Here is a 20579-nt window from a genome sequence, read left to right as displayed (position 1 = left end):
TTCTTTTTTTAGCTTAGCTGAGTCTGATGATGGTAAGCGATGCACCGGTTGCACCACCACCTATTAGAATGGCTGTTACAACCGCTCCGAAAAATTGTAATGAAATTGTATTTCCTGCTGTTAAATTGACAATAACTGTATTGCTCATAAAAGTTGTAGATACGGCAGACGACTGAATTGAACCTGGAATAGCAGTTGATCCATTCAACCATAGCCTTGTGCTCACTAAAAGTGCAGCAGTGGTATTTACTTGATATGTGATATAGTATTTACCTGTTTGCTGGACTGTGAATGTATCATTTAAACCATTCGGTGTAAATCCATTAATATTTTGATTACTTGGTAAAGCAATGTTCGTACCACCAGCAATAGTAATGATTGTAGGACCTGTTGTATTTCCAGCATAAAGTGACGTATCAGTTGGACCGCTAGCTCCAGTAGGACCAGTGCTTCCGGTAGCTCCAGTAGGACCAGTGCTTCCGGTAGCTCCAGTTGGGCCAGTGCTTCCGGTAGCTCCAGTTGGGCCAGTGCTTCCAGTAGCTCCAGTTGGGCCAGTGCTTCCAGTAGCTCCAGTTGGGCCAGTGCTTCCAGTAGCTCCAGTTGGGCCAGTGCTTCCAGTAGCTCCAGTTGGGCCAGTGCTTCCAGTAGCTCCAGTGGCACCAGTGCTTCCAGTAGCTCCAGTTGGGCCAGTGCTTCCAGTAGCTCCAGTTGGGCCAGTGCTTCCAGTAGCTCCAGTTGGGCCAGTGCTTCCAGTAGCTCCAGTTGGGCCAGTGCTTCCAGTAGCTCCAGTTGGGCCAGTGCTTCCAGTAGCTCCAGTTGGGCCAGTGCTTCCAGTAGCTCCAGTTGGGCCAGTGCTTCCAGTAGCTCCAGTTGGGCCAGTGCTTCCAGTAGCTCCAGTGGCACCAGTGCTTCCAGTAGCTCCAGTTGGGCCAGTGCTTCCAGTAGCTCCAGTGGCACCAGTGCTTCCAGTAGCTCCAGTTGGGCCAGTGCTTCCAGTAGCTCCAGTGGCACCGGTTGGACCAGTGGGTCCGGTATCTCCAGTTACACCAGTGGCTCCAGTAGGTCCAGTATCTCCGGTAGCACCAGTGGCACCGGTTGGACCAGTGGGTCCGGTATCACCAGTTACTCCAGTTGATCCTGCTGCAGCCAGCAATGTGTAGTCTGGGGAAGTATCTGGTGTACCTGTCGGTGGTGCAGTATTTACTACATACGTACTGCCATTAAAGGTCACTACTTGCCCTACTGGGTAAGTAGGACTTACTACCGGATCAAACGCTTCAATTCCTGTTAATCCTGCACCGGTAGGTCCGGTATCTCCAGTTGCACCAGTTGCACCGGTAGGTCCAGTATCACCAGTTACACCAGTGGCACCGGTAGGGCCAGTAACTCCAGTCGCACCAGTAGGTCCGGTATCACCAGTTACACCAGTGGCTCCAGTTGGACCAGTAGGCCCGGTATCTCCAGTAACTCCAGTCGCACCGGTTGGACCAGTATCTCCAGTAACTCCAGTTGCACCGGTTGACCCAGTATCTCCGGTTGCACCAGTCGCACCGGTTGGACCAGTATCTCCAGTAACTCCAGTTGCACCGGTTGACCCAGTATCTCCGGTTGCACCAGTCGCACCAGTAGGTCCAGTATCACCAGTAACTCCAGTCGCACCAGTAGGTCCGGTATCTCCAGTTACACCAGTGGCTCCAGTTGGACCAGTATCTCCAGTAACTCCAGTCGCACCGGTTGGACCAGTCTCACCAGTAGCACCAGTGGCTCCAGTAGGACCAGTATCACCAGTTACACCAGTGGCTCCAGTAGGTCCGGTATCACCAGTTACACCAGTGGCACCGGTAGGGCCAGTATCTCCAGTTGCACCGGTTGGACCAGTATCTCCAGTTGCACCGGTTGGACCAGTATCTCCAGTTGCACCGGTTGGACCAGTATCTCCAGTAACTCCAGTCGCACCAGTCGCACCGGTAGGTCCAGTATCTCCAGTTACACCAGTGGCACCGGTTGGACCAGTGGGTCCGGTATCACCAGTTACACCAGTGGCTCCAGTGGCTCCAGTAGGTCCAGTATCACCAGTTACACCAGTGGCACCGGTTGGACCAGTGGGTCCGGTATCACCAGTTACACCAGTGGCTCCAGTGGCTCCAGTAGGTCCAGTATCTCCAGTTACACCAGTAGCTCCGGTAGGTCCGGTATCTCCAGTTACACCAGTGGCTCCAGTTACACCAGTGGCTCCAGTTGGACCAGTATCTCCAGTAACTCCAGTCGCACCGGTTGGACCAGTATCACCAGTATCACCAGTAGCACCAGTGGCTCCAGTAGGCCCAGTATCACCAGTTACACCAGTTACACCAGTGGCTCCAGTAGGTCCGGTATCACCAGTTACACCAGTGGCACCGGTAGGTCCAGTATCTCCAGTAACTCCAGTCGCACCAGTCGCACCAGTATCTCCAGTTACACCAGTGGCACCGGTTGGACCAGTGGGTCCGGTATCACCAGTTACTCCAGTTGATCCTGCTGCAGCCAGCAATGTGTAGTCTGGGGAAGTATCTGGTGTACCTGTCGGTGGTGCAGTATTTACTACATACGTACTGCCATTAAAGGTCACTACTTGCCCTACTGGGTAAGTAGGACTTACTACCGGATCAAACGCTTCAATTCCTGTTAATCCTGCACCGGTAGGGCCGGTATCTCCAGTTGCACCAGTTGCACCGGTAGGTCCAGTATCACCAGTTACACCAGTGGCACCGGTAGGGCCAGTAACTCCAGTCGCACCAGTAGGTCCGGTATCTCCAGTTACACCAGTGGCTCCAGTAGGACCAGTAGGCCCGGTATCACCAGTTACACCAGTGGCTCCAGTAGGGCCAGTATCTCCAGTTACACCAGTAGCTCCGGTAGGTCCAGTATCACCAGTTACACCAGTTGCACCGGTTGGACCAGTGGGTCCGGTATCACCAGTTACACCAGTTACACCAGTGGCTCCAGTAGGTCCAGTATCTCCAGTTACACCAGTAGCTCCGGTAGGTCCGGTATCTCCAGTTACACCAGTCGCACCGGTAGGTCCGGTATCACCAGTTACACCAGTGGCACCGGTAGGTCCAGTATCACCAGTTACACCAGTGGGTCCGGTATCTCCAGTTACACCAGTGGCTCCAGTAGGGCCAGTATCTCCGGTAGCACCAGTGGCACCGGTTGGACCAGTGGGTCCGGTATCTCCAGTTGCACCGGTTGGACCAGTATCTCCGGTTACACCAGTCGCACCGGTAGGTCCAGTATCTCCAGTTACACCAGTTGCACCGGTTGGACCAGTGGGTCCGGTATCACCAGTTACTCCAGTTGATCCTGCTGCAGCCAGCAATGTGTAGTCTGGGGAAGTATCTGGTGTACCTGTCGGTGGTGCAGTATTTACTACATACGTACTGCCATTAAAGGTCACTACTTGCCCTACTGGGTAAGTAGGACTTACTACCGGATCAAACGCTTCAATTCCTGTTAATCCTGCACCGGTAGGGCCGGTATCTCCAGTTACTCCAGTAGCACCGGTTGGACCAGTATCACCAGTTACACCAGTTGCACCGGTAGGACCAGTATCACCAGTTACACCAGTGGCACCGGTTGGACCAGTATCTCCAGTTGCACCAGTTGCACCGGTAGGTCCAGTATCACCAGTTACACCAGTGGCACCGGTTGGACCCGTATCACCAGTTACACCAGTGGCTCCAGTTGGACCAGTATCTCCAGTAACTCCAGTTGCACCGGTTGACCCAGTATCTCCGGTTGCACCAGTTACTCCAGTAGCACCAGTTGCACCGGTAGAACCCGTATCTCCAGTAGCACCAGTTACTCCAGTCGCACCGGTAGGACCCGTATCTCCGGTGGCACCAGTGGCTCCAGTTGGACCAGTATCTCCAGTAACTCCAGTTGCACCGGTAGGGCCAGTATCTCCGGTTGCACCAGTTACTCCAGTAGCACCAGTTGCACCGGTAGAACCCGTATCTCCAGTAGCACCAGTTACTCCAGTCGCACCGGTAGGTCCGGTATCTCCAGTAGCACCAGTTGCACCGGTAGGGCCAGTAACTCCAGTAGCACCAGTTGCACCGGTATCTCCAGTAACTCCAGTTGCACCGGTAGGACCCGTATCTCCGGTGGCACCAGTGGCTCCAGTAGGACCAGTAGGTCCGGTATCTCCAGTTACACCAGTATCACCAGTATCACCAGTAGGACCAGTAGGTCCGGTATCTCCAGTTGCACCGGTAGGCCCAGTATCTCCAGTTACACCAGTTGCACCGGTAGAACCCGTATCTCCAGTTACTCCAGTTACACCGGTAGGTCCAGTAGCACCAGTTACACCAGTTGCACCGGTAGGGCCAGTATCTCCGGTTGCACCAGTCGCACCGGTAGGTCCGGTATCACCAGTTACACCAGTTACACCAGTGGCTCCAGTATCACCAGTTACACCAGTGGCACCGGTAGAACCCGTATCTCCAGTTACTCCAGTCGCACCGGTTGGACCAGTATCTCCAGTTACACCAGTCGTACCAGTAGGTCCAGTATCACCAGTTACACCAGTCGCACCGGTAGAACCCGTATCACCAGTTACTCCAGTTGCACCGGTTGGACCAGTATCTCCGGTTGCACCAGTCGCACCGGTAGGTCCAGTATCTCCAGTTACACCAGTTGCACCGGTTGGACCAGTGGGTCCGGTATCTCCAGTTACACCAGTGGCTCCAGTCGGACCAGTATCACCAGTTACTCCAGTTGATCCTGCTGCAGCCAGCAATGTGTAGTCTGGGGAAGTATCTGGTGTACCTGTCGGTGGTGCAGTATTTACTACATACGTACTGCCATTAAAGGTCACTACTTGCCCTACCGGGTAAGTAGGACTTACTACCGGATCAAACGCTTCAATTCCTGTTAATCCTGCACCGGTAGGGCCGGTATCTCCAGTTACTCCAGTCGCACCGGTTGGACCAGTATCACCAGTTACACCAGTATCACCGGTTGGACCAGTATCTCCAGTAGCACCAGTGGCTCCAGTAGCACCGGTAGGTCCGATATCTCCAGTGGCTCCAGTGGGTCCGGTATCTCCAGTTACACCAGTCGCACCAGTAGGGCCAGTATCTCCAGTTACACCAGTAGCTCCGGTAGGTCCGGTATCACCAGTTACACCAGTCGCACCGGTTGGACCCGTATCACCAGTTACACCAGTCGCACCGGTAGGTCCGGTATCTCCAGTTGCACCAGTGGCTCCAGTCGGACCAGTATCTCCAGTTACACCAGTCGCACCAGTAGGTCCGGTATCTCCAGTAACACCAGTAGCTCCGGTAGGTCCAGTTGCACCAGTTGGACCTCTTTTTACAATCTTAGTATTTGTTTTTTTTCGTCCTTTTGCTTTAGCACAAGTGCTGTGATGTTTAACAACTTTTTTCTTTTTACATTCTCGTTTAAGAAGAGGGCAATCATCAAATAAAGGTCTATCGTGACGAGATTTTCTGTAATGAGGTTGCCAATCATGCTTTTTTCCGCAAAAGGGACATTTGTTATCGTACTGATTATACAAATTCCCCATCTCCTAAAAGTTAATATTTTATTCTATGTGGAAATTTAAAAAGCGGAATTCAGCTAAATGATATTTTTTAGTTCGAAGTTCATCGAATCAAATCATTTAAAAGTTAAATCGTTTTATGTTATGGTGTTGAAAGAATGAAACTAGTATGATTTTTGAAAGAAATGGGGCATCATGTATGAGTCAATCAGTTTTACAACGTGCAGCATATTCCGTGTTAAATTTATCCTCTGTAACAGAAGGTGGCACAATCAAAGAGTCATTTGAACATAGTATGGATTTAGCAAAAAAAGCTGAGAAGTGGGGCTACCATAGATATTGGCTTGCGGAGCATCATAATATGGAAGGGGTTGCGAGTTCAGCAACATCCGTCTTAATTGGATATATTGCCGGAGGGACTGAAAAGATCCGGGTTGGTTCTGGGGGGATTATGCTTCCAAACCATTCTTCACTCGTTATTGCAGAACAATTTGGAACACTGGAGACTTTGTATCCAGGGAGAATTGATTTAGGTCTAGGCAGGGCACCCGGAACAGATCAGTTAACGGCAAGGGCACTTAGACGTAATCTTCATAATGGAGAGGATTTCCCTGAGCAGCTTGAAGAACTTCGGCAATATTTCAAACCGACTGGTCAGGTCAAAAAACATGTAAGAGCCGTTCCGGGAGAAGGATTGTATATACCAATTTGGCTTCTTGGTTCAAGTGGTTTTAGTGCAAGGCTTGCAGGAGAACTGGGACTGCCATTTGCCTTTGCGGCACATTTCTCCCCTAAAAATACCATTCCTGCTTTAGAATTATACAGACAGGCATTTCAACCTTCAGATGTGTTAAAAGAACCTTATGCGATGGTTGGTGTGACGGTTTTTGCTGCTGATCAAACAGAGCGGGCTGAATATTTGGCGACGTCTCATTATCAGCGCTTCTTGAGCCTCATTCGCAATACACCAGGAAAACTCAAAGCCCCTGTTGAAAGTATGGATGGGCTATGGAGTCCATATGAGAAGGCGATGGTGGACGAACAATTAAGTTCGACGATGATCGGGGATAAACAAAAGGTGAAAAAAGAGTTAGAAGCCTTTATTGAGGCGACTCAAGCAGATGAAGTCATGATTAATTCTGATATGTTTGACCATCAAGAAAGAATGCGTTCTTATGAAATCATTGCAGAGATATTTCAAGAGGAACAAGAAAAATAAGAATAAAAAAAGAACTGCCAAGAGCAGTTCTTTTTTATTTATGCTTTAGTAAACACGCGAAATGGTTGTCCAACTGGCAGTACTGTACGACCAAAATGTGTATTCAGCACAACAGCTGCAGAACCATAAAATGAAAGAAGAGAAATAATCAATTCTGCAATACCAGCCATCGTATGAGTCACATCGTACATCACACCAAACGAGCTTAGGGACAGGCCAATGAATAAGAAATCAATAAAGACGAAAATCAAAAACAATACTTTATGTGTTTCCATTGCACCGATCGTCATAAATAAGCTGAAAATCAAATAACCAATAAAAGCAAAACCTAGTTGTTTTGGGTCCGCAGATCCCGCAAGCGTTTTCCCAAAAACGCCAGCTTGAATGAGCCAAGTGGTTCCAACGCCCATCCAAAAAAGACCGAATGCGCCGAAGGCAGTGGCTCCAAAAATATTATGATGCTTTGAATCTTGTATGGACGCGATCAGCTGCGCGATTCCTCCAAGGAAGATAGCCCAAGGTAAAATAAGGGATGTGCCATCTGTAATTCCTAGTTTTTGTGAAGACGCAACAAGCGTCACCATTGCTAAACCAAACAAACCAAGTGGTGTTGGGTCTGCGATTGATAATCGAATTGCTTGAACATTCTGTTTTTCCATAATGACCTCCTACAATTTGCACTTACAAAAGATACTCGAATTCGATAGAAACGTCAAGCTCTTTTTTAGTAGACACTTGCAACGTCTTCCAAATAAATCTATATTTAATACAATACATCATACATGTGATAGAAAAAGAGGGATGAGAATGAGTAAAGGCTTAGCTGGAAAGACCATTGCCATATGCGGAACAAGAAAAACAGAAGAAATGCGTACACTTGTTGAAAAGCAAGGAGGACAAGCTGTTATTCGTTCTCTTCAGGGCACTGTATTTTTAGCCAAAGAGGAATTGAAGCCAGGCATAGAAACCTTTGTAAAGAAGGGAGCTGACTGGGTCATTTTAACAACGGGTATCGGCACAGACACATTAATTGAAAGTGCACAAGAGCTGCAGCTTGGAGAAGCTTTTATGAACATTTTATCAAGTGCCCATATCGCTTCAAGAGGATACAAAACGTTCGCGGCTCTAAAAAAACACGGCATTCAGCCAGATGTTTCTGATGAAGATGGAACCGTTCGTGACCTCATTTCAAAGTTAGAAGACAAAGAACTTCAAGGTAAACGGGTCATGGTACAGCTTCACGGTGAAAATGCACCAGCTCTCATTGATTTTTTACATCACAAGGGAGCAGACGTTTTGCAGCTCATGCCATATCAGCACACGCCCCCTGAACCAGAGGCGGCGGACACTTTGCTTCAAGAAATGAAAGAAGGGAAGGTCCATGCCGTTTGTTTTACAACCGCTGTTCAGGTTCATGCCTTTTTCAAACTAGCAGAAGAATGGGGCAAAAAAGAAGAATTGCAACATCTATTCGAGCAGCATGTATTAGCTGTAGCTGTTGGAAAAGTCACAGCTGAAGCATTAAAAGAACAGGGGATAAGCCGCATTCTAGCCCCATCACTTGAAAGAATGGGTGCAATGATTATGGAATTATCTCAATATATGAAAAAACAATCGACGCACGCATAGAAAAAACGCCTTTCACATGACGAGTGAAAGGCGTTTTTGTTAGATTGTCCGTTTTCGATTTGTGCGAATTTTTTTCAAAACGAAATACAGTACGATCAGAACGATAGCAATGACCATAATTGGTGTTGTATACGTGTGAGCGACACTTTGAATGTGGTCCCATTTTGTCCCAAGCTGCATTCCAAGATAAATAAATAGGATGGACCAAGGGATGGCGGCTAATCCGGTCAAAAGAACAAATTTGAGAAATGGCATCTTTGCAATACCAGCTGGAATCGAGATCGCGTGGCGCACGACTGGGATAAAACGAGCTGTAAATACGACACCAGTTCCATATCGGTCAAACCAGCGTTCTGCCGTGGCAATATGATGCTCATGGATGAATAAATACTTCCCATACTTTGTTAAAAAAGGTCTTCCGCCGTAAAGGCCGATCCAGTAAATAAAGCACTGGGCAAGTGTTCCTCCAATAACCCCAGCGATGACGGCTCCAACAAATCCAATGCTTCCTGTTGACACCATATATCCGCCGTAGGCAAGTACAATTTCACTCGGAATAATTTCAATCATCAGTCCAAGTGCAACACCTGCGTAACCAAGGCTTGTCAGCCAGGTTAAAATTTCATTAAACAAGGTTCCCATTCATTTCACTCTGCCTTTAAATACGAATTTTCTTCAAGCATCCTTATAAGAGCCTATGCTTGTTTTGCTTCTCTCATGAGTATGCTTTGCATATATGCTAGTATGGCTGGCCGCATATCATGACGCATTAATCCAATTTCAGCCGCTGCCTTAAATGAGCCCAGCTTATCACCAACGTCAAATCTCATCCCATCTAATTGTTTTGCATAAATGGGTGATTCATGTGCAATGATTTTCAGCGCATCTGTCAGCTGGATTTCGTTCCCAGCACCTCTCTCAATTCCTTGTAGAATAGGAAAAATCGATGGTGTTAACAGATACCTGCCCATCACGGCTAAATCGGAAGGAGCTTCATGAATAGCTGGCTTTTCCACTAAGTCTGTGACTTCAAACACTTGACCGTCTACTCTAGCTGGTCTTATCATACCATACTTACTGACATCTAGACGATCCACTTGCTGGACGCCAATGACCTCTCTTTGTTTGTCTTCAAAGACTTCCATGAGCTGAGAGAGTGCAGGTCTTTCTGACACCATGACATCATCACCTAAAAGGACCGCAAAAGGATCATTGCCAGTAAAATGACGTGCACATAATACCGCATGTCCAAGACCTAAGGGCTCCTTTTGACGAATATAATGAATATTGGCCATATCCGCAATATGTTTGATTTCAGCCAGCTGTTCTTTTTTTCCTTTTTCAAGCAACGTGTGTTCTAGCTCAATCGAACGGTCAAAGTGATCTTCAATCGATTTTTTATTTCTTCCTGTGATAATCAGTATATCTTCAATGCCTGATTGAACAGCCTCCTCAACTATGTATTGAATGGCGGGTTTGTCGATAATCGGCAGCATTTCCTTTGGCTGTGCTTTCGTTGCGGGTAAAAAACGTGTGCCTAATCCGGCTGCTGGTATAACGGCTTTTTTGATGTTCATTGAATCATCGCTCCATTTCTGATCGTTTGTTTTCTGATGGAAACACCCATAGGCGGCTTCCAGTAAAAGTGATCATCATGCCAAGAAGGGTACCAATCGCTTTACTAATGAATAATGAGAATCCTGCTTGTTGCATGACATATAAGACAACATAGGTGAGGAGACACGCTGCGCCGTTGACTGTGGCCCACTTGATCCATTCCCACCTGTCCGCTTTCTTTTTTACTTGGAACGTCCATTTTCGATTCCAAACATAACTGTTCAGCATTCCTGCTGTATAGGACAGGCACTGTGCAAGAAAAGAGGGAACAAAGCAAGCAGTGAAAAAAAAGAAGAACAGAAAGTCAATCATCGTATTGCTAGAGCCTACAGTTAAAAATGTGGCACAGGTCCGAATATTTTTCTTTGTCATGCGAAGGATCATCACCTCCTAGTGTTTGAGTGGGTGTATAAATACTGTACAAAAGCGAGTTGACGAATCAGTGAAGAAAAGATGAAAAAAACATGAACAAGCGATATCTGTTTTTTCACCAGCTCGTGATATAATTTGTAAGATGAAACGAACGGTGGTGCACATGCATGTATTTAACAATTGGAGAAACAGCTGAATACTTAGAAGTATCAGAAGCATATGTTGAAAAATTAATTCAGCAAAAAAAGATTCGTTACGTATTTGACGGGGAATCGTATCTCATTTATCAAGGGCAGTTTCAAACCCATATGAAACAGCTAGAACAATATAAAGAGCTCATTCAAGACATCTTAAATGAACCAATCCCTGAGGACCCGGACGTAAAAGATGAAGATTAAAAAAGACTGTACGAGAAGGGAGAACCTTTTCATACAGTCTTTTTTATTGGCTGACTCCTGTTTGGACAATCTTCATATGACAATTCACTTGAACATCTGCATCAGGGTAGAGTTTTTGCCATTTCTCCGGTGTCATCGCTTTATCTTTAGAGCGATATCTCAAACCAAGGCCAAGCGGATCAATTTTTTGCTTTTTAAAGGATTGAACAAGGTCTCTTCCTTGCTGGGCCACACGCTTCTCAACTTCTTTTTCGACATGCTGCAAGATAGAAGGCGTATCGATTTTTTTTGATTTCATAAATTCTTTTAACTCACCTTTCAGCTTGATATCAATGGTGATATGAGGCTTTTTTGAAAGGTTTTCAGTTGGTTTAATGTGATAAGACACATGTGATTTGATATTTTCAATAACAACATGGGTTTTCTTTCTGTCATTAAATCGAAACTCATAAATCCCATTTTTATGATTTTCAATCATCGCTTTAAACGTAAATGTATCTTCCCCTGGAATATGCCCAACCATTTTTTCTTGATCAAAAAGAGCGACACCTGACACTTTAATAGAGTTGCTTGTATTTTTAATGTAAGGGAGGTAGGCATCCACGCCTTTTGCCATCATCTGGTTCATAAAAATATGCTGATTGGTCACAGGTTGATTGCCGTTTCGCATGTTTTGAGCCAGTAAATCTGAAAGATATACACCGATATTTAAGTTGGTTTGATTCATTTTTGTATGCAATAAATCTTCAACTTCTCCGTCTACTATGGCAAATACTTGACGAGACCCAATGATCGGATCACGATAGATGTAATTCATCAAATCAATCATGCCCACTTCTTTCGCCAGCTTTTCACTTATTAAAATCACGAGTACTTGTCCCATGACAACGGGGAAAGGCGATTTTTCCGAAACAAGAAACTGAATATTACTAATGGTATTTGACTTAGCACTTACAATTTGATAACTTCCTTGTTCTTCGCTTTTAAAAACAGGGAAAACAAAGAAGCCCTTCATTTCTCCATCTTCCAATAAGTCAAATCCCGCCGCCTGCGAGATACTTAATTCATCTAAGAGACGAGGCTGTGCACAGCTCGTTAAGAAAAGACTCAATAACATGAGACATATCAGAATAGAATGTTTCATGTTCGTTTTTTCACCCACCTTTTTTTCAGCAGCAACCCAATGATCATACATCCAATCAATCCATAGATGAGGATGTATCCGCTATATTCCACCCATTTATTAAATGTCTCAAATGAGGTAGCTCTAATAAAAAATGAAAACATAACGAGAATGAGAAGGCTGAGAACTATTAACGTGGTGCGCTGGCTCGTGTGAAACACTTGTTTTGCCATTCTGCTGGCTGCCCATAATGGAATAGCGATATTTGGAACGATAAGCAAAAGCCATAGCGACACTTCAATAAATTCAAAGCGCTGGATAAACGGAAGTTTGACAATGCTGGTTAATGTCAATGTTGGCCATTTCGTTAGTTCGAGCTGAGCACTTGAGTAGTACGCTATAGAGACGAGAAATACAAGCAAATTCAGGCATGTAGTTAGCAACACTCCCATATGTGCAAATTTTTGCGACGTTTGTGCTTTTTTAATAAAGGGATAATAGACAAGCAATGTTCCAAAACCAAACATGGATAAAGAGGCATCTTTGACCCCCATCATGAGTTGTGAAAATGAATGATCAAACATTGGGAACATAAACCGGATGTGACTATATTTCATGACATAAAAACAGATAAAGGTCATCCAGTACGTTAGGACAATGCTAAAGAATGCCCAGCCAGCGATTGTTCTAAATCCGCCTGTGTGAATGTAATAGACGAGGATGAGGAGCACTGATGCAAATAAAAGACCAGGAATTTCTTTAAACAGCCAAACATGGATTACATCCATATAATGAACAAGCACGATCAAAGATAATGAAGAAAAATACAAAATGTAGAGAATGTTGATGAATTGTCCGAGCCATTTACCAAACACAGATTGCGTAATGTCACTAAATTCGTCAGTAGGTGCTTTTTTAAACAAATAGTAAATAAGGAAAATCATTAAATTGACACTTGCACCAGCAATTAAAATGGCGATCCACCCATCATTATTAATCGTCCGGACAAGATTCGTCTGGAAATTTAAAATACCAACACCTACTTGATTGGCATTGACAAGAAAAAACACAAAAAAAGGGGATACTTGAAATTTTTCTTTCATAGAAGAAGAGCTCATGCCTTCACTTCCTTATTCATAAAAATCATTTTTCCCCTTACGGCCTTGCTTTGGCTTTTGGCGGTGTATCGTTTCATTTTGCGGGCGTAAATTTTGTGGACGTTTTTTCAAAAAGCGGAGCTGGGGACGAATCAAACTACCCTTTAAATCGGCCAATCGAAGTGGAAAGATTGGCTCTAAGTAAGGTTGTCCTATAGACGTTAATTTCATTAAATGTGTAAGAAGAAAAGCCCCCATCAGCGAAATCCCTAGCGCTCCCCACACTTGTGCAGCAAAAAGGAATGGGAAACGTAAGAGACGAATGGTTGTCCCCATTTTATAAATAGGGGTGACAAAAGAGGCAAGAGCTGATAATGCGACTATAATGAGCAGGATATTACTTGTTAATCCCGCTGCAACCGCAGCCTGTCCGATCACAATACCTCCAACAATCCCGAGCGTCTGTCCGACTTTTGCAGGAAGGCGAGACCCGGCTTCCCTAAGCAGCTCAATCGATATCTCTAAAAATAATGCTTCAATAATAGGCGGAAAGGGAACGAGATAGCGTGATGCTACAATCGTTTCTAATAAGTCCTTAGGAATCAGTTCATAGTGAAACGTTAAAACAGCTACATACAAAGGGGTTGCAAAAATAGAAAAAATTACAGCAAAAATGCGTAACAGCCGAAAGGAGGATGCTGCGATCCAAGACATGTTATAGTCTTCCATTGTAGAAAAATACTCGAGTAAAATTGTAGGTGCAAGCAGGGTATGAGGCGAACCGTCAACCATAATGGCTATTTTTCCTTCCGTTAGACCTGAGGAAACCCTGTCTGGCCGTTCTGTATTTAAAAACAATGGAAAGATTGTATTGGACACATCATAAAGCATTTGCGCAAGATAATTAGAATCTAGAATTTGGTCATAGTCAACATCTTGAATCCGCTGAAGAACGGTTTCAATGTTCTGCGGGTTGGCGATATCCTCTATGTATACAACGGCTACTTTCGTTTGAGAAAGGGTACCAACTGTGTGTTCAACTACTTTAAGGTCAGGAGTGGGCAGCCTGCGTCTGAGCAAGTTTAAGTTTGTATCCAGCCCTTCCACAAAGGCTTCCTGCGCACTGATAATCCCGAATTCAATCTCAGGTTGGCTCACTTGTCTGCCTTTCTTTTCTTCAATCGGCAAAAGGAGCGCTTTGCCCCAGTCTGTCTCAATTCGAACAGCAATACTGCCTCGATGAAGAGCTTCTTCCACTTTTTGAAGGTCCCTCGTAATCACAGCTTGTTCGATTGGGATGTGTTCTTTCAGCTCTTCAAGGGTGGGTGTCAGATGCAATTGCTGAATAAAAGGCAAGATTTGTTCATGAAGGAGATTGCCATTAATTAAAGGACGAAAAAAAGAAATTCTATAAAGGAAACCTCCGGAACTTGATAATTCATTGATAAAATCAGAGGAACGCGATAGTGCCTCAAATACTGAATTCGGGTCTTTCTGTTTTGATTTGTTTTTCTTCAGCACTTGAACCATCTCCTTCCGCGATTTTCCTCTATTATCCAACCAATCGTCTGAAGATATGCATAAAAAAAGCGTTCAGCTTCATGAGCTGGACGCTTTTTTTCCATATTGAACGGCTTCTAATAAAAAGTCAGCCAGATGAATCGCTCTCATGCTAGGCATATGTCCTGCCTTTTTGACGCCTGCTGCCATTTGTAATTGACAGCCTGGATTCGACGTCACAATGGCAGCTGCAGCTATGTTGCTCGCTTCAATCATTTTATGATCTAAAATTTGCATCGACATGTCTGGCTGCAAGATATTGTAGATTCCTGCAGATCCGCAGCAGCGGCCGGCATCTTTCATTTCTTTAAACGTTACCCCTTGAATGGCTTTCATGAGCACCCTCGGCGCCTGTTGTACATTCATCCCATTTCGTAAATGACAGGAGTCTTGATAGGTGATCACTTGCGCTGGCAAAACCAGTGGCACGCGGCGGTGAAACTCCAGCTCCACAAGGATGCTTGATATATCTGTTATTTTCTGTGAGAAAGCTTTACTTCGTTTTTGAAAATCTGGGTCATCCTGAAGCAAATGACCGTAATCACTTAAAAAGGCACCGCAGCCGCCCGCGTTCATGACAATCGCATCGGCATCTGTTTCCTCGAATGCTTCAATATTCCGCTTGGCTAACTGTTTTGCTTGGTCTTTTTCTCCGCTATGACCATGTAGCGCGCCGCAGCACGTTTGTATAGGAGGAACGATCACATCGCAGCCTGCCAGCTGTAAGAGATGAATGGTCGCTTTGTTTGTGTTTGAGAAAACTGTATCCATTAAACAGCCAGTAAAAAACGCCACCCGTTTTTTTGCCTGACCAATGGCTTTATATTCATTCAAACGTTTTTTCTTTTGAGGCGGTACCTTTGGAAGTGCCTGTTCCATCAACTGTAAATGGGAGGGAAGCAGCTTCAGTATGCGCGTCTTCCTGGCGGCTGTTTGCAGACCAGATGTTTGATAAAATCGAAGAAAACTAGCAGCTTGTCGCATACGACTTTGTGACGGAAAGAGACCTTTAAACACAACACGTCTCATCAATTTGACAGGAAATGATTGTTTTTTATGTTGTTGAATAATGTCTCTGGCATCTTCTAGCAACTGTCCATACTTGACGCCAGAAGGGCAGACTGGTTCACATGCACGGCAGCCAAGACAAAGATTAAGGGAATGTTCAACATCTTCATCTGGCTCAATGACGCCATCTCTTACAGCTTTCATTAACGCAATTCGGCCCCGAGGAGAGTGCGTTTCTTGTTGTCCAGATTCAATATAGGTAGGGCAGGAAGGGAGGCAGAAGCCGCAGCGCATGCAATTAAGCAGCTCCTTTTCATCCATTTGCTCCTGAAACTGCTGCTGGATCTCTTTTTGCTTAGAAGAAGAACTCATGAGACCACCACTCGCTTTCTTGAGGCTTTTCCAAACACTTTATCTGGATTCATGATATTTGCTGGGTCAAGTGCCTGTTTAATCGCCTTCATGGCAGCGATTCCTTCTTTTTTGACCTTCAGCTCCAAATAGGGGGCTTTCATGAGACCCACGCCATGTTCGCCTGTAATCGTGCCGCCAAGTGCAACGGCTTTTTCAAAAATGGCCTGAAAGGCAGCTTCTACACGTTTCATTTCTTCTTCATTTCTTGCATCTGTCGCACAAGTGGGGTGTAAGTTGCCATCACCTGCATGACCAAACGTACAAATGTTCACCTCGTACTTTCGTGCAATGTCTTCGATTGCACGAACCATATTGGCAATTTCAGACCGGGGAACGGTAGCATCTTCTAAAATCGTTGTAGGACTTAATCGAGCAAGGGCAGATAAAGCAGCGCGTCTCGCTGTTAAGAGCGCACTTGCCTCTTCTTCTGAATGTGCAATCTTGACGCTTTTAGCCCCGTGCTGCTCACAGACTTCTGCGATTTTTTGGATATCACGAGAAACAGCTTCAGGGTTGCCGTCCTGTTCAATTAATAACACAGCTTGAACGTCGGTGGGCAGGCCGATGTTTGCAAAATCTTCAACGACTTCAAGGGTCGGCTGATCCATAAATTCTAATGTAGCAGGAATGATACGCTCAGCAATGATGGCCGATACAGAAGTCGCAGCTTCTTCAAGGCTTTCGTATAAACAAAGCATTGTTTGTTTCGTTTCTGGAAGCGGCAGGAGCTTTAGCACCGCTTCTGTGACAATCCCGATTGTTCCTTCTGAACCAACGAACAATCGAGTCAAATCATACCCAGCGACATCTTTTGCAAGCTTTCCGCCTGTTTTGATGATATCACCATTTGGCAAAACCACTTCAAGCCCAAGGACATAATCTCTTGTCACTCCATACTTTAACCCCCGCAGTCCCCCTGAATTTTCGTTAATATTGCCGCCTAATGTGGAAATTTTCATAGAGCTTGGATCAGGCGGGTAGAAGAGACCTTTTTCCTCTACTTGATGAATCAATTCCTGCGTAATTAAGCCAGGCTGCACCGTTGCGGTTAAATTTTCTTCGTCTATTTCTAATAATTGATTCATTCTAGTAAAGAGAATCACCAATCCGCCCTGAGTAGGGCATGTTCCTGCGCACAGATTCGTCCCTGAGCCTCTTGGGACGATCGGCACTTTGTAAGAGGCGCACAGTTTCACAATTTGCTGCACTTCTTCTGCTGTGCGAGGTGTCACGATGGCATCTGGCATCTGTTGAAAATTTGGTGTCGCATCATAAGAGTAGGCAAGACGATCCGCCTTGCTGTCTTGGACATTGGGCGCACCGACAATCTCTTTTAATTGATTTGAAAATTCTGAATCTAGCATATGCAATCACTCCCGCTCATTTAACGTCTCTTTTCTACAAGTATAAAAAAAGAACCGTCACATGACCATAGACGATTCTACAAAATATCAGGCTGTTTTATCGTATTTTTTGTATCATGATCTAAAAGCAGCAAGGCCAAATAAAAAAGCATCGCATCTTGCATGCGCTTTGGATCAAGTGTCGTTAAATCCTGGATCCGTTTTAATCTGTAATGAAGTGTATTAATATGGACATGCATAGCTTCTGCTGTATGTTTCAATGAGTAATCCGAAGCGATGAGCACCCGCAATGTTTTCACTAGTTCAGGATAGGGGAAAAGGGACGCAATCGTTCGATCAAGAAACGTATCTTTTGTTTCCTGACTGATTTCCTCCATAAAAAGTTCAAGCGTCAAATCTTCATCAAACACAATCGGTGTTTCAGCATGCGCCAATTTTAAAGCGCGAAAAGCTTGATGAAAGGACTGCTTCATGACATGAGAAGCTGCTGGTTTTCCTGCCCCCATTAAAATCCTCGATGGTGACAGCGCTGTGAGCGCAGCATGAATATGGAACAAGCGCTTGTGCCATGTATCACGACCATCTGGTGTGGCTTGTAGCATGAGCAAAAAACGTGCATGCCCCCAGCGCACAATGATCTCCTGATTGGTGAGTTGCAATTTGTCCTTCATCAGTTTGTATTGATCCTGCTTCATAAACGATTCGTCTTGACAATCAATGAGAATAGCGACACGCTGCTTGTTGACATCAAAGCCAAGCCGCTGCGCCTTCTCGGTCATACCAACCGCTGTCTCTGGCAGATGAAGCCAGTCGAATACAAATGCTTCAAGCTGCCGTTCATCTGTTTCCGTTTCTTGAAAGAATTCATGCTCTTGAATGAGCAGCTCGGTCATTTTCCGTAAAATGTCGCCAAAAGGGGAGACATGCCTTGGATCACCTGTCATTCCAATGACCCCAATGACTTCTTGTTTGAAATAAATAGGCAGATTGATACCGGCTTTGACGCCTTTCATCTGCAGCACATCATCCTTTGTGAGAATTCGTTTCTGCCCTTCTAAGGATGTGACATATGCTCCTTCATGAAATTGACCAATGCGTGCTGGATCTGTTGCAGCAATAATGGTACCGTTTGTTTGTGTGATGATGATTTCTTCCGTCAGTACCTTTTTGACCTCATCTACGATTTTTTCTGCCAGTGTCATTGTGAGCAAAACGGTCCCCTCCGAGATGTTTCTTTTTACACTATCATACCATCATATGCTCAGGCATATCTTTCTTTTCATGTGTTATGCTAAAATAAAAAACGCATATGAAGTAGATGAAAGGAGATACAGTCATGTCACTGCAAAATCGCTTACAAGATTTATTGAAAGAAGGGCAGGCGCTCACCGACTTTGAATATAACAAAGCCGCAAGTCAAAATTGGCCGCTAGAAGGGGCAAAAATGACAGAAGAAGCACGCTTTGCTGATGTTTATATAGAATGTGTAGACAAGGAATCGGAGGAAATGATTCAAACAGAAAATGCTTCCTTTTTAAATACACCTCTTACATACGTAAAAAAACAACAAAAAGAATTCATTTATATCGAGTCGAAGTGGTTTGATGTGGTGAGAGCCGACGGACTTGCCATAGAATGGGATGAAGTATTTCAGACGTATACCGTGTTACTCGGATTGAAGCGTCCTAAAAAAGATACTGGAGTACTAAAAGAGATGCTCTCAACATTAAATGGTGCTCAGCTTCAATTTAATGGACAAGACGGGTTATTTGATATCAACATTCCGCTTCTTGAACTAGAAGACATCAAAGAAGATACGCCTTTAATTGGTGTGATCTCAGCAGTGTACCGCTATTTATTCAACTTGCTCATGCAACTTGAAAATGAATGAATCAAAAAACGGCTCACACTCCTGAGCCGTTTTTTAAAGCCATCCTCTTATGAATTGAGCCTCACCCATCCCGAAGCTCCAATCGGCGTCTCCATTTTCCACGATGGAGATCATCACATCCGTCTTGGCAACTCCGCATTCTTTTTCTATACGTTCTGCGATTTGTGCATAAAGCTGTTCCTTTTGCTCTTTCGTCCGCTGTTTACTGACAACACTAATGACAACAAGATCCTTTGTTCTCGGAAAACCAAGCCCAGTGTCTTCAATGATCATCTCTTCAGGGCGGTGCTGATGAACAATTTGATAGCGATCTCGTTCAGGTACCCCAAAGGCATCAACCATTGCTTCATGGCAAGTGTCCAGCAGTTTCTTTAATTCCTCTTTTGAACGGCCCTCTATCACGTCAAATCGTAACAACGGCATCAGGTCAACCTCCAAATATGTGTTAAATGTACAATCATAATGTAACCAACACTTCGCCGTTTCACTCTTTTGCGCATAAGAAAAAAGCCAAAACATTGGCGCTTGGCTTTTTTGCTCTGGACTAAGGCGTGACAAATTTCACATCATGCTCTTTTCCATATTGAAGGTAATCTTCATTTGGTTGTTCATTCGTCACGACGATGTCTATGTCTTTTAAGTCACAAAACGTGGTTAAGGCATAATGGTCGAACTTACTATCATCGACTAATAAAAAGGTTTTGGCGTTTTTTTCAACGAGCGTTTTTTTAATATCTGTCTCAAGCGGGGAGGAATTCGTGACGCCATGATCAATGGATAAACCAGTTGATGCAATAAATGCTTTATTGACATTGTATGCTTTTAGACGCTCAACACTTTGATAACCAACGAAAGAATTTGTTTTTCGCTCTAGCATACCGCCGGTTGAAAAGATGGTGAGGTGTTCATAAGGCATAGCCTGTGTAATGAAATCCACGTTATTTGTCACAACGGTAATCCGTTTCTCCTTCAAATAGGGAAGCATCTCCAGTGTCGTTGTACCAGAATCAACAAAAATCATATCACCATGTTCAACAAAAGCAGCGGCAGCCTGTCCGATCAATTGTTTTTTACTCAGCTGACGAGTCTTTCGCTCCTGATACACCACCAATGTTGAGTGATTCACAGCGACGCCGCCGTACACTTTCTTTAGCACGCCGGATTCTACCAATGCTTGTACATCTCGGCGTATGGTGTTTTTTGAGACGCCAAAATGCGTCACAAGCTCATCAAGAGAGGCAGATTCCCGGTCAAATACATACTCTTTTATTTGCTGAATACGTTTTGTTTTTATCATGCTACAATCTCCAATCAATACGAATATGCTGATTCTATTATAACA

At 44.7% G+C, this 20579-nt stretch carries 17 protein-coding genes; 4 read left to right on the top strand and 13 right to left on the bottom strand.

The genetic code is table 11. From position 1 onward, the window contains the following. Positions 1-13 precede the first annotated feature (13 nt). Complete coding sequence (locus tag MHH31_RS09385; RefSeq protein WP_342495493.1) at positions 14-5362, bottom strand: hypothetical protein; 5349 nt, start codon at positions 5360-5362, stop codon at positions 14-16. A 382-nt stretch (positions 5363-5744) separates the two neighbouring features. On the opposite strand from MHH31_RS09385, the gene MHH31_RS09380 reads away from it, so the two are divergent. Further along, entirely contained in the window at positions 5745-6764 is a 1020-nt protein-coding gene (locus MHH31_RS09380; RefSeq protein ID WP_342495482.1) for an LLM class flavin-dependent oxidoreductase, read from the top strand. A gap of 38 nt (positions 6765-6802) precedes the next feature. On the opposite strand, the gene MHH31_RS09375 is transcribed toward MHH31_RS09380, so the two are convergent. Further along, complete coding sequence (locus MHH31_RS09375; RefSeq protein ID WP_072367128.1) at positions 6803-7423, bottom strand: GPR1/FUN34/YaaH family transporter; 621 nt, start codon at positions 7421-7423, stop codon at positions 6803-6805. 148 nt (positions 7424-7571) lie between these two features. On the opposite strand from MHH31_RS09375, the gene MHH31_RS09370 reads away from it, so the two are divergent. Next, the gene (locus MHH31_RS09370) at positions 7572-8393 is read left to right on the top strand and encodes a uroporphyrinogen-III synthase (RefSeq protein ID WP_342495481.1); all 822 of its coding nucleotides are present in this window, start codon (positions 7572-7574) and stop codon (positions 8391-8393) included. Between the two features lie 39 nt (positions 8394-8432). Here MHH31_RS09370 and MHH31_RS09365 read toward each other — a convergent pair whose 3' ends face one another. From MHH31_RS09365 to MHH31_RS09355, 3 genes are read right to left on the bottom strand one after another with little or no spacing between them, the layout of a single operon-like run. Further along, positions 8433-9035 carry a DedA family protein gene (locus tag MHH31_RS09365; RefSeq protein ID WP_007499192.1) on the bottom strand — a complete coding sequence of 201 codons (603 nt, stop codon included), beginning with the start codon at positions 9033-9035 and terminating at the stop codon, positions 8433-8435. A 53-nt stretch (positions 9036-9088) separates the two neighbouring features. Next, entirely contained in the window at positions 9089-9970 is an 882-nt protein-coding gene (gene galU, locus MHH31_RS09360; protein ID WP_342495480.1) for a UTP--glucose-1-phosphate uridylyltransferase GalU, read from the bottom strand. Between the two features lie 4 nt (positions 9971-9974). After that, entirely contained in the window at positions 9975-10394 is a 420-nt protein-coding gene (locus MHH31_RS09355; RefSeq protein ID WP_342495479.1) for a GtrA family protein, read from the bottom strand. A 155-nt stretch (positions 10395-10549) separates the two neighbouring features. Between MHH31_RS09355 and MHH31_RS09350 the strand changes: the two genes are divergently transcribed. Beyond that, on the top strand, positions 10550-10780 hold the full coding sequence (locus MHH31_RS09350; RefSeq protein ID WP_008346618.1) for an excisionase family DNA-binding protein: 231 nt from the start codon (positions 10550-10552) through the stop codon (positions 10778-10780). A 43-nt stretch (positions 10781-10823) separates the two neighbouring features. Here the strand turns inward: MHH31_RS09350 and MHH31_RS09345 are convergent, their stop codons facing one another. The 6 genes from MHH31_RS09345 to MHH31_RS09320 form a co-directional block, all read right to left on the bottom strand. After that, positions 10824-11924 carry a Ger(x)C family spore germination protein gene (locus tag MHH31_RS09345; RefSeq protein ID WP_342495478.1) on the bottom strand — a complete coding sequence of 367 codons (1101 nt, stop codon included), beginning with the start codon at positions 11922-11924 and terminating at the stop codon, positions 10824-10826. Beyond that, a complete protein-coding gene (locus MHH31_RS09340; protein WP_342495477.1) occupies positions 11921-13021 on the bottom strand; it encodes a GerAB/ArcD/ProY family transporter in 1101 nt (366 codons plus the stop codon). The genes MHH31_RS09345 and MHH31_RS09340 overlap by 4 nt, the downstream gene beginning before the upstream one ends. Before the next feature lie 12 nt (positions 13022-13033). Continuing rightward, positions 13034-14521 (bottom strand): spore germination protein, encoded by a 1488-nt coding sequence (locus MHH31_RS09335; RefSeq protein WP_342495476.1) that lies wholly within the window; start codon positions 14519-14521, stop codon positions 13034-13036. Positions 14522-14599: 78 nt separating this feature from the next. Continuing rightward, positions 14600-15940, bottom strand: a complete 1341-nt coding sequence (locus MHH31_RS09330) for a (Fe-S)-binding protein (RefSeq protein WP_342495475.1) — start codon at positions 15938-15940, stop codon at positions 14600-14602. Beyond that, entirely contained in the window at positions 15937-17346 is a 1410-nt protein-coding gene (gene glcD / locus MHH31_RS09325) for a glycolate oxidase subunit GlcD (protein ID WP_342495474.1), read from the bottom strand. Before glcD ends, MHH31_RS09330 begins: the two co-directional genes overlap by 4 nt. A gap of 77 nt (positions 17347-17423) precedes the next feature. Further along, a complete protein-coding gene (locus MHH31_RS09320; protein WP_342495473.1) occupies positions 17424-18557 on the bottom strand; it encodes a sugar diacid recognition domain-containing protein in 1134 nt (377 codons plus the stop codon). 125 nt (positions 18558-18682) lie between these two features. Here MHH31_RS09320 and MHH31_RS09315 point away from each other — a divergent pair, with 125 nt between their 5' ends. Next, positions 18683-19237, top strand: a complete 555-nt coding sequence (locus MHH31_RS09315; protein ID WP_342495472.1) for a branched-chain amino acid aminotransferase — start codon at positions 18683-18685, stop codon at positions 19235-19237. Positions 19238-19270: 33 nt separating this feature from the next. Here MHH31_RS09315 and MHH31_RS09310 read toward each other — a convergent pair whose 3' ends face one another. Then, positions 19271-19660: a tautomerase family protein gene (locus tag MHH31_RS09310; protein WP_342495471.1), complete on the bottom strand. Its 390-nt coding sequence runs from the start codon at positions 19658-19660 to the stop codon at positions 19271-19273. Between the two features lie 121 nt (positions 19661-19781). Further along, positions 19782-20534, bottom strand: a complete 753-nt coding sequence (locus tag MHH31_RS09305) for a DeoR/GlpR family DNA-binding transcription regulator (protein WP_017359514.1) — start codon at positions 20532-20534, stop codon at positions 19782-19784. Positions 20535-20579 lie beyond the last annotated feature (45 nt).

Origin of the sequence: Bacillus sp. FSL K6-1033, assembly GCF_038630765.1 — a bacterium.
Lineage (GTDB): Bacteria > Bacillota > Bacilli > Bacillales > Bacillaceae > Bacillus > Bacillus altitudinis.
The sequence above is the reverse complement of the archived record's forward strand: the minus strand, read 5'-3'. Positions and strand labels throughout refer to the sequence as shown.

What these genes read in the sequence shown, in the direction of transcription:
- MHH31_RS09380 (WP_342495482.1), top strand. Translation starts at nt 5,745, where the DNA reads ATGAGTCAATCAGTTTTACAACGTGCAGCATATTCCGTGTTAAATTTA.
- MHH31_RS09375 (WP_072367128.1), bottom strand. Translation starts at nt 7,423, where the DNA reads ATGGAAAAACAGAATGTTCAAGCAATTCGATTATCAATCGCAGACCCA.
- MHH31_RS09370 (WP_342495481.1), top strand. Translation starts at nt 7,572, where the DNA reads ATGAGTAAAGGCTTAGCTGGAAAGACCATTGCCATATGCGGAACAAGA.
- MHH31_RS09365 (WP_007499192.1), bottom strand. Translation starts at nt 9,035, where the DNA reads ATGGGAACCTTGTTTAATGAAATTTTAACCTGGCTGACAAGCCTTGGT.
- galU (WP_342495480.1), bottom strand. Translation starts at nt 9,970, where the DNA reads ATGAACATCAAAAAAGCCGTTATACCAGCAGCCGGATTAGGCACACGT.
- MHH31_RS09355 (WP_342495479.1), bottom strand. Translation starts at nt 10,394, where the DNA reads ATGATCCTTCGCATGACAAAGAAAAATATTCGGACCTGTGCCACATTT.
- MHH31_RS09350 (WP_008346618.1), top strand. Translation starts at nt 10,550, where the DNA reads ATGTATTTAACAATTGGAGAAACAGCTGAATACTTAGAAGTATCAGAA.
- MHH31_RS09345 (WP_342495478.1), bottom strand. Translation starts at nt 11,924, where the DNA reads ATGAAACATTCTATTCTGATATGTCTCATGTTATTGAGTCTTTTCTTA.
- MHH31_RS09340 (WP_342495477.1), bottom strand. Translation starts at nt 13,021, where the DNA reads ATGAGCTCTTCTTCTATGAAAGAAAAATTTCAAGTATCCCCTTTTTTT.
- MHH31_RS09330 (WP_342495475.1), bottom strand. Translation starts at nt 15,940, where the DNA reads ATGAGTTCTTCTTCTAAGCAAAAAGAGATCCAGCAGCAGTTTCAGGAG.
- glcD (WP_342495474.1), bottom strand. Translation starts at nt 17,346, where the DNA reads ATGCTAGATTCAGAATTTTCAAATCAATTAAAAGAGATTGTCGGTGCG.
- MHH31_RS09315 (WP_342495472.1), top strand. Translation starts at nt 18,683, where the DNA reads ATGTCACTGCAAAATCGCTTACAAGATTTATTGAAAGAAGGGCAGGCG.
- MHH31_RS09310 (WP_342495471.1), bottom strand. Translation starts at nt 19,660, where the DNA reads ATGCCGTTGTTACGATTTGACGTGATAGAGGGCCGTTCAAAAGAGGAA.
- MHH31_RS09305 (WP_017359514.1), bottom strand. Translation starts at nt 20,534, where the DNA reads ATGATAAAAACAAAACGTATTCAGCAAATAAAAGAGTATGTATTTGAC.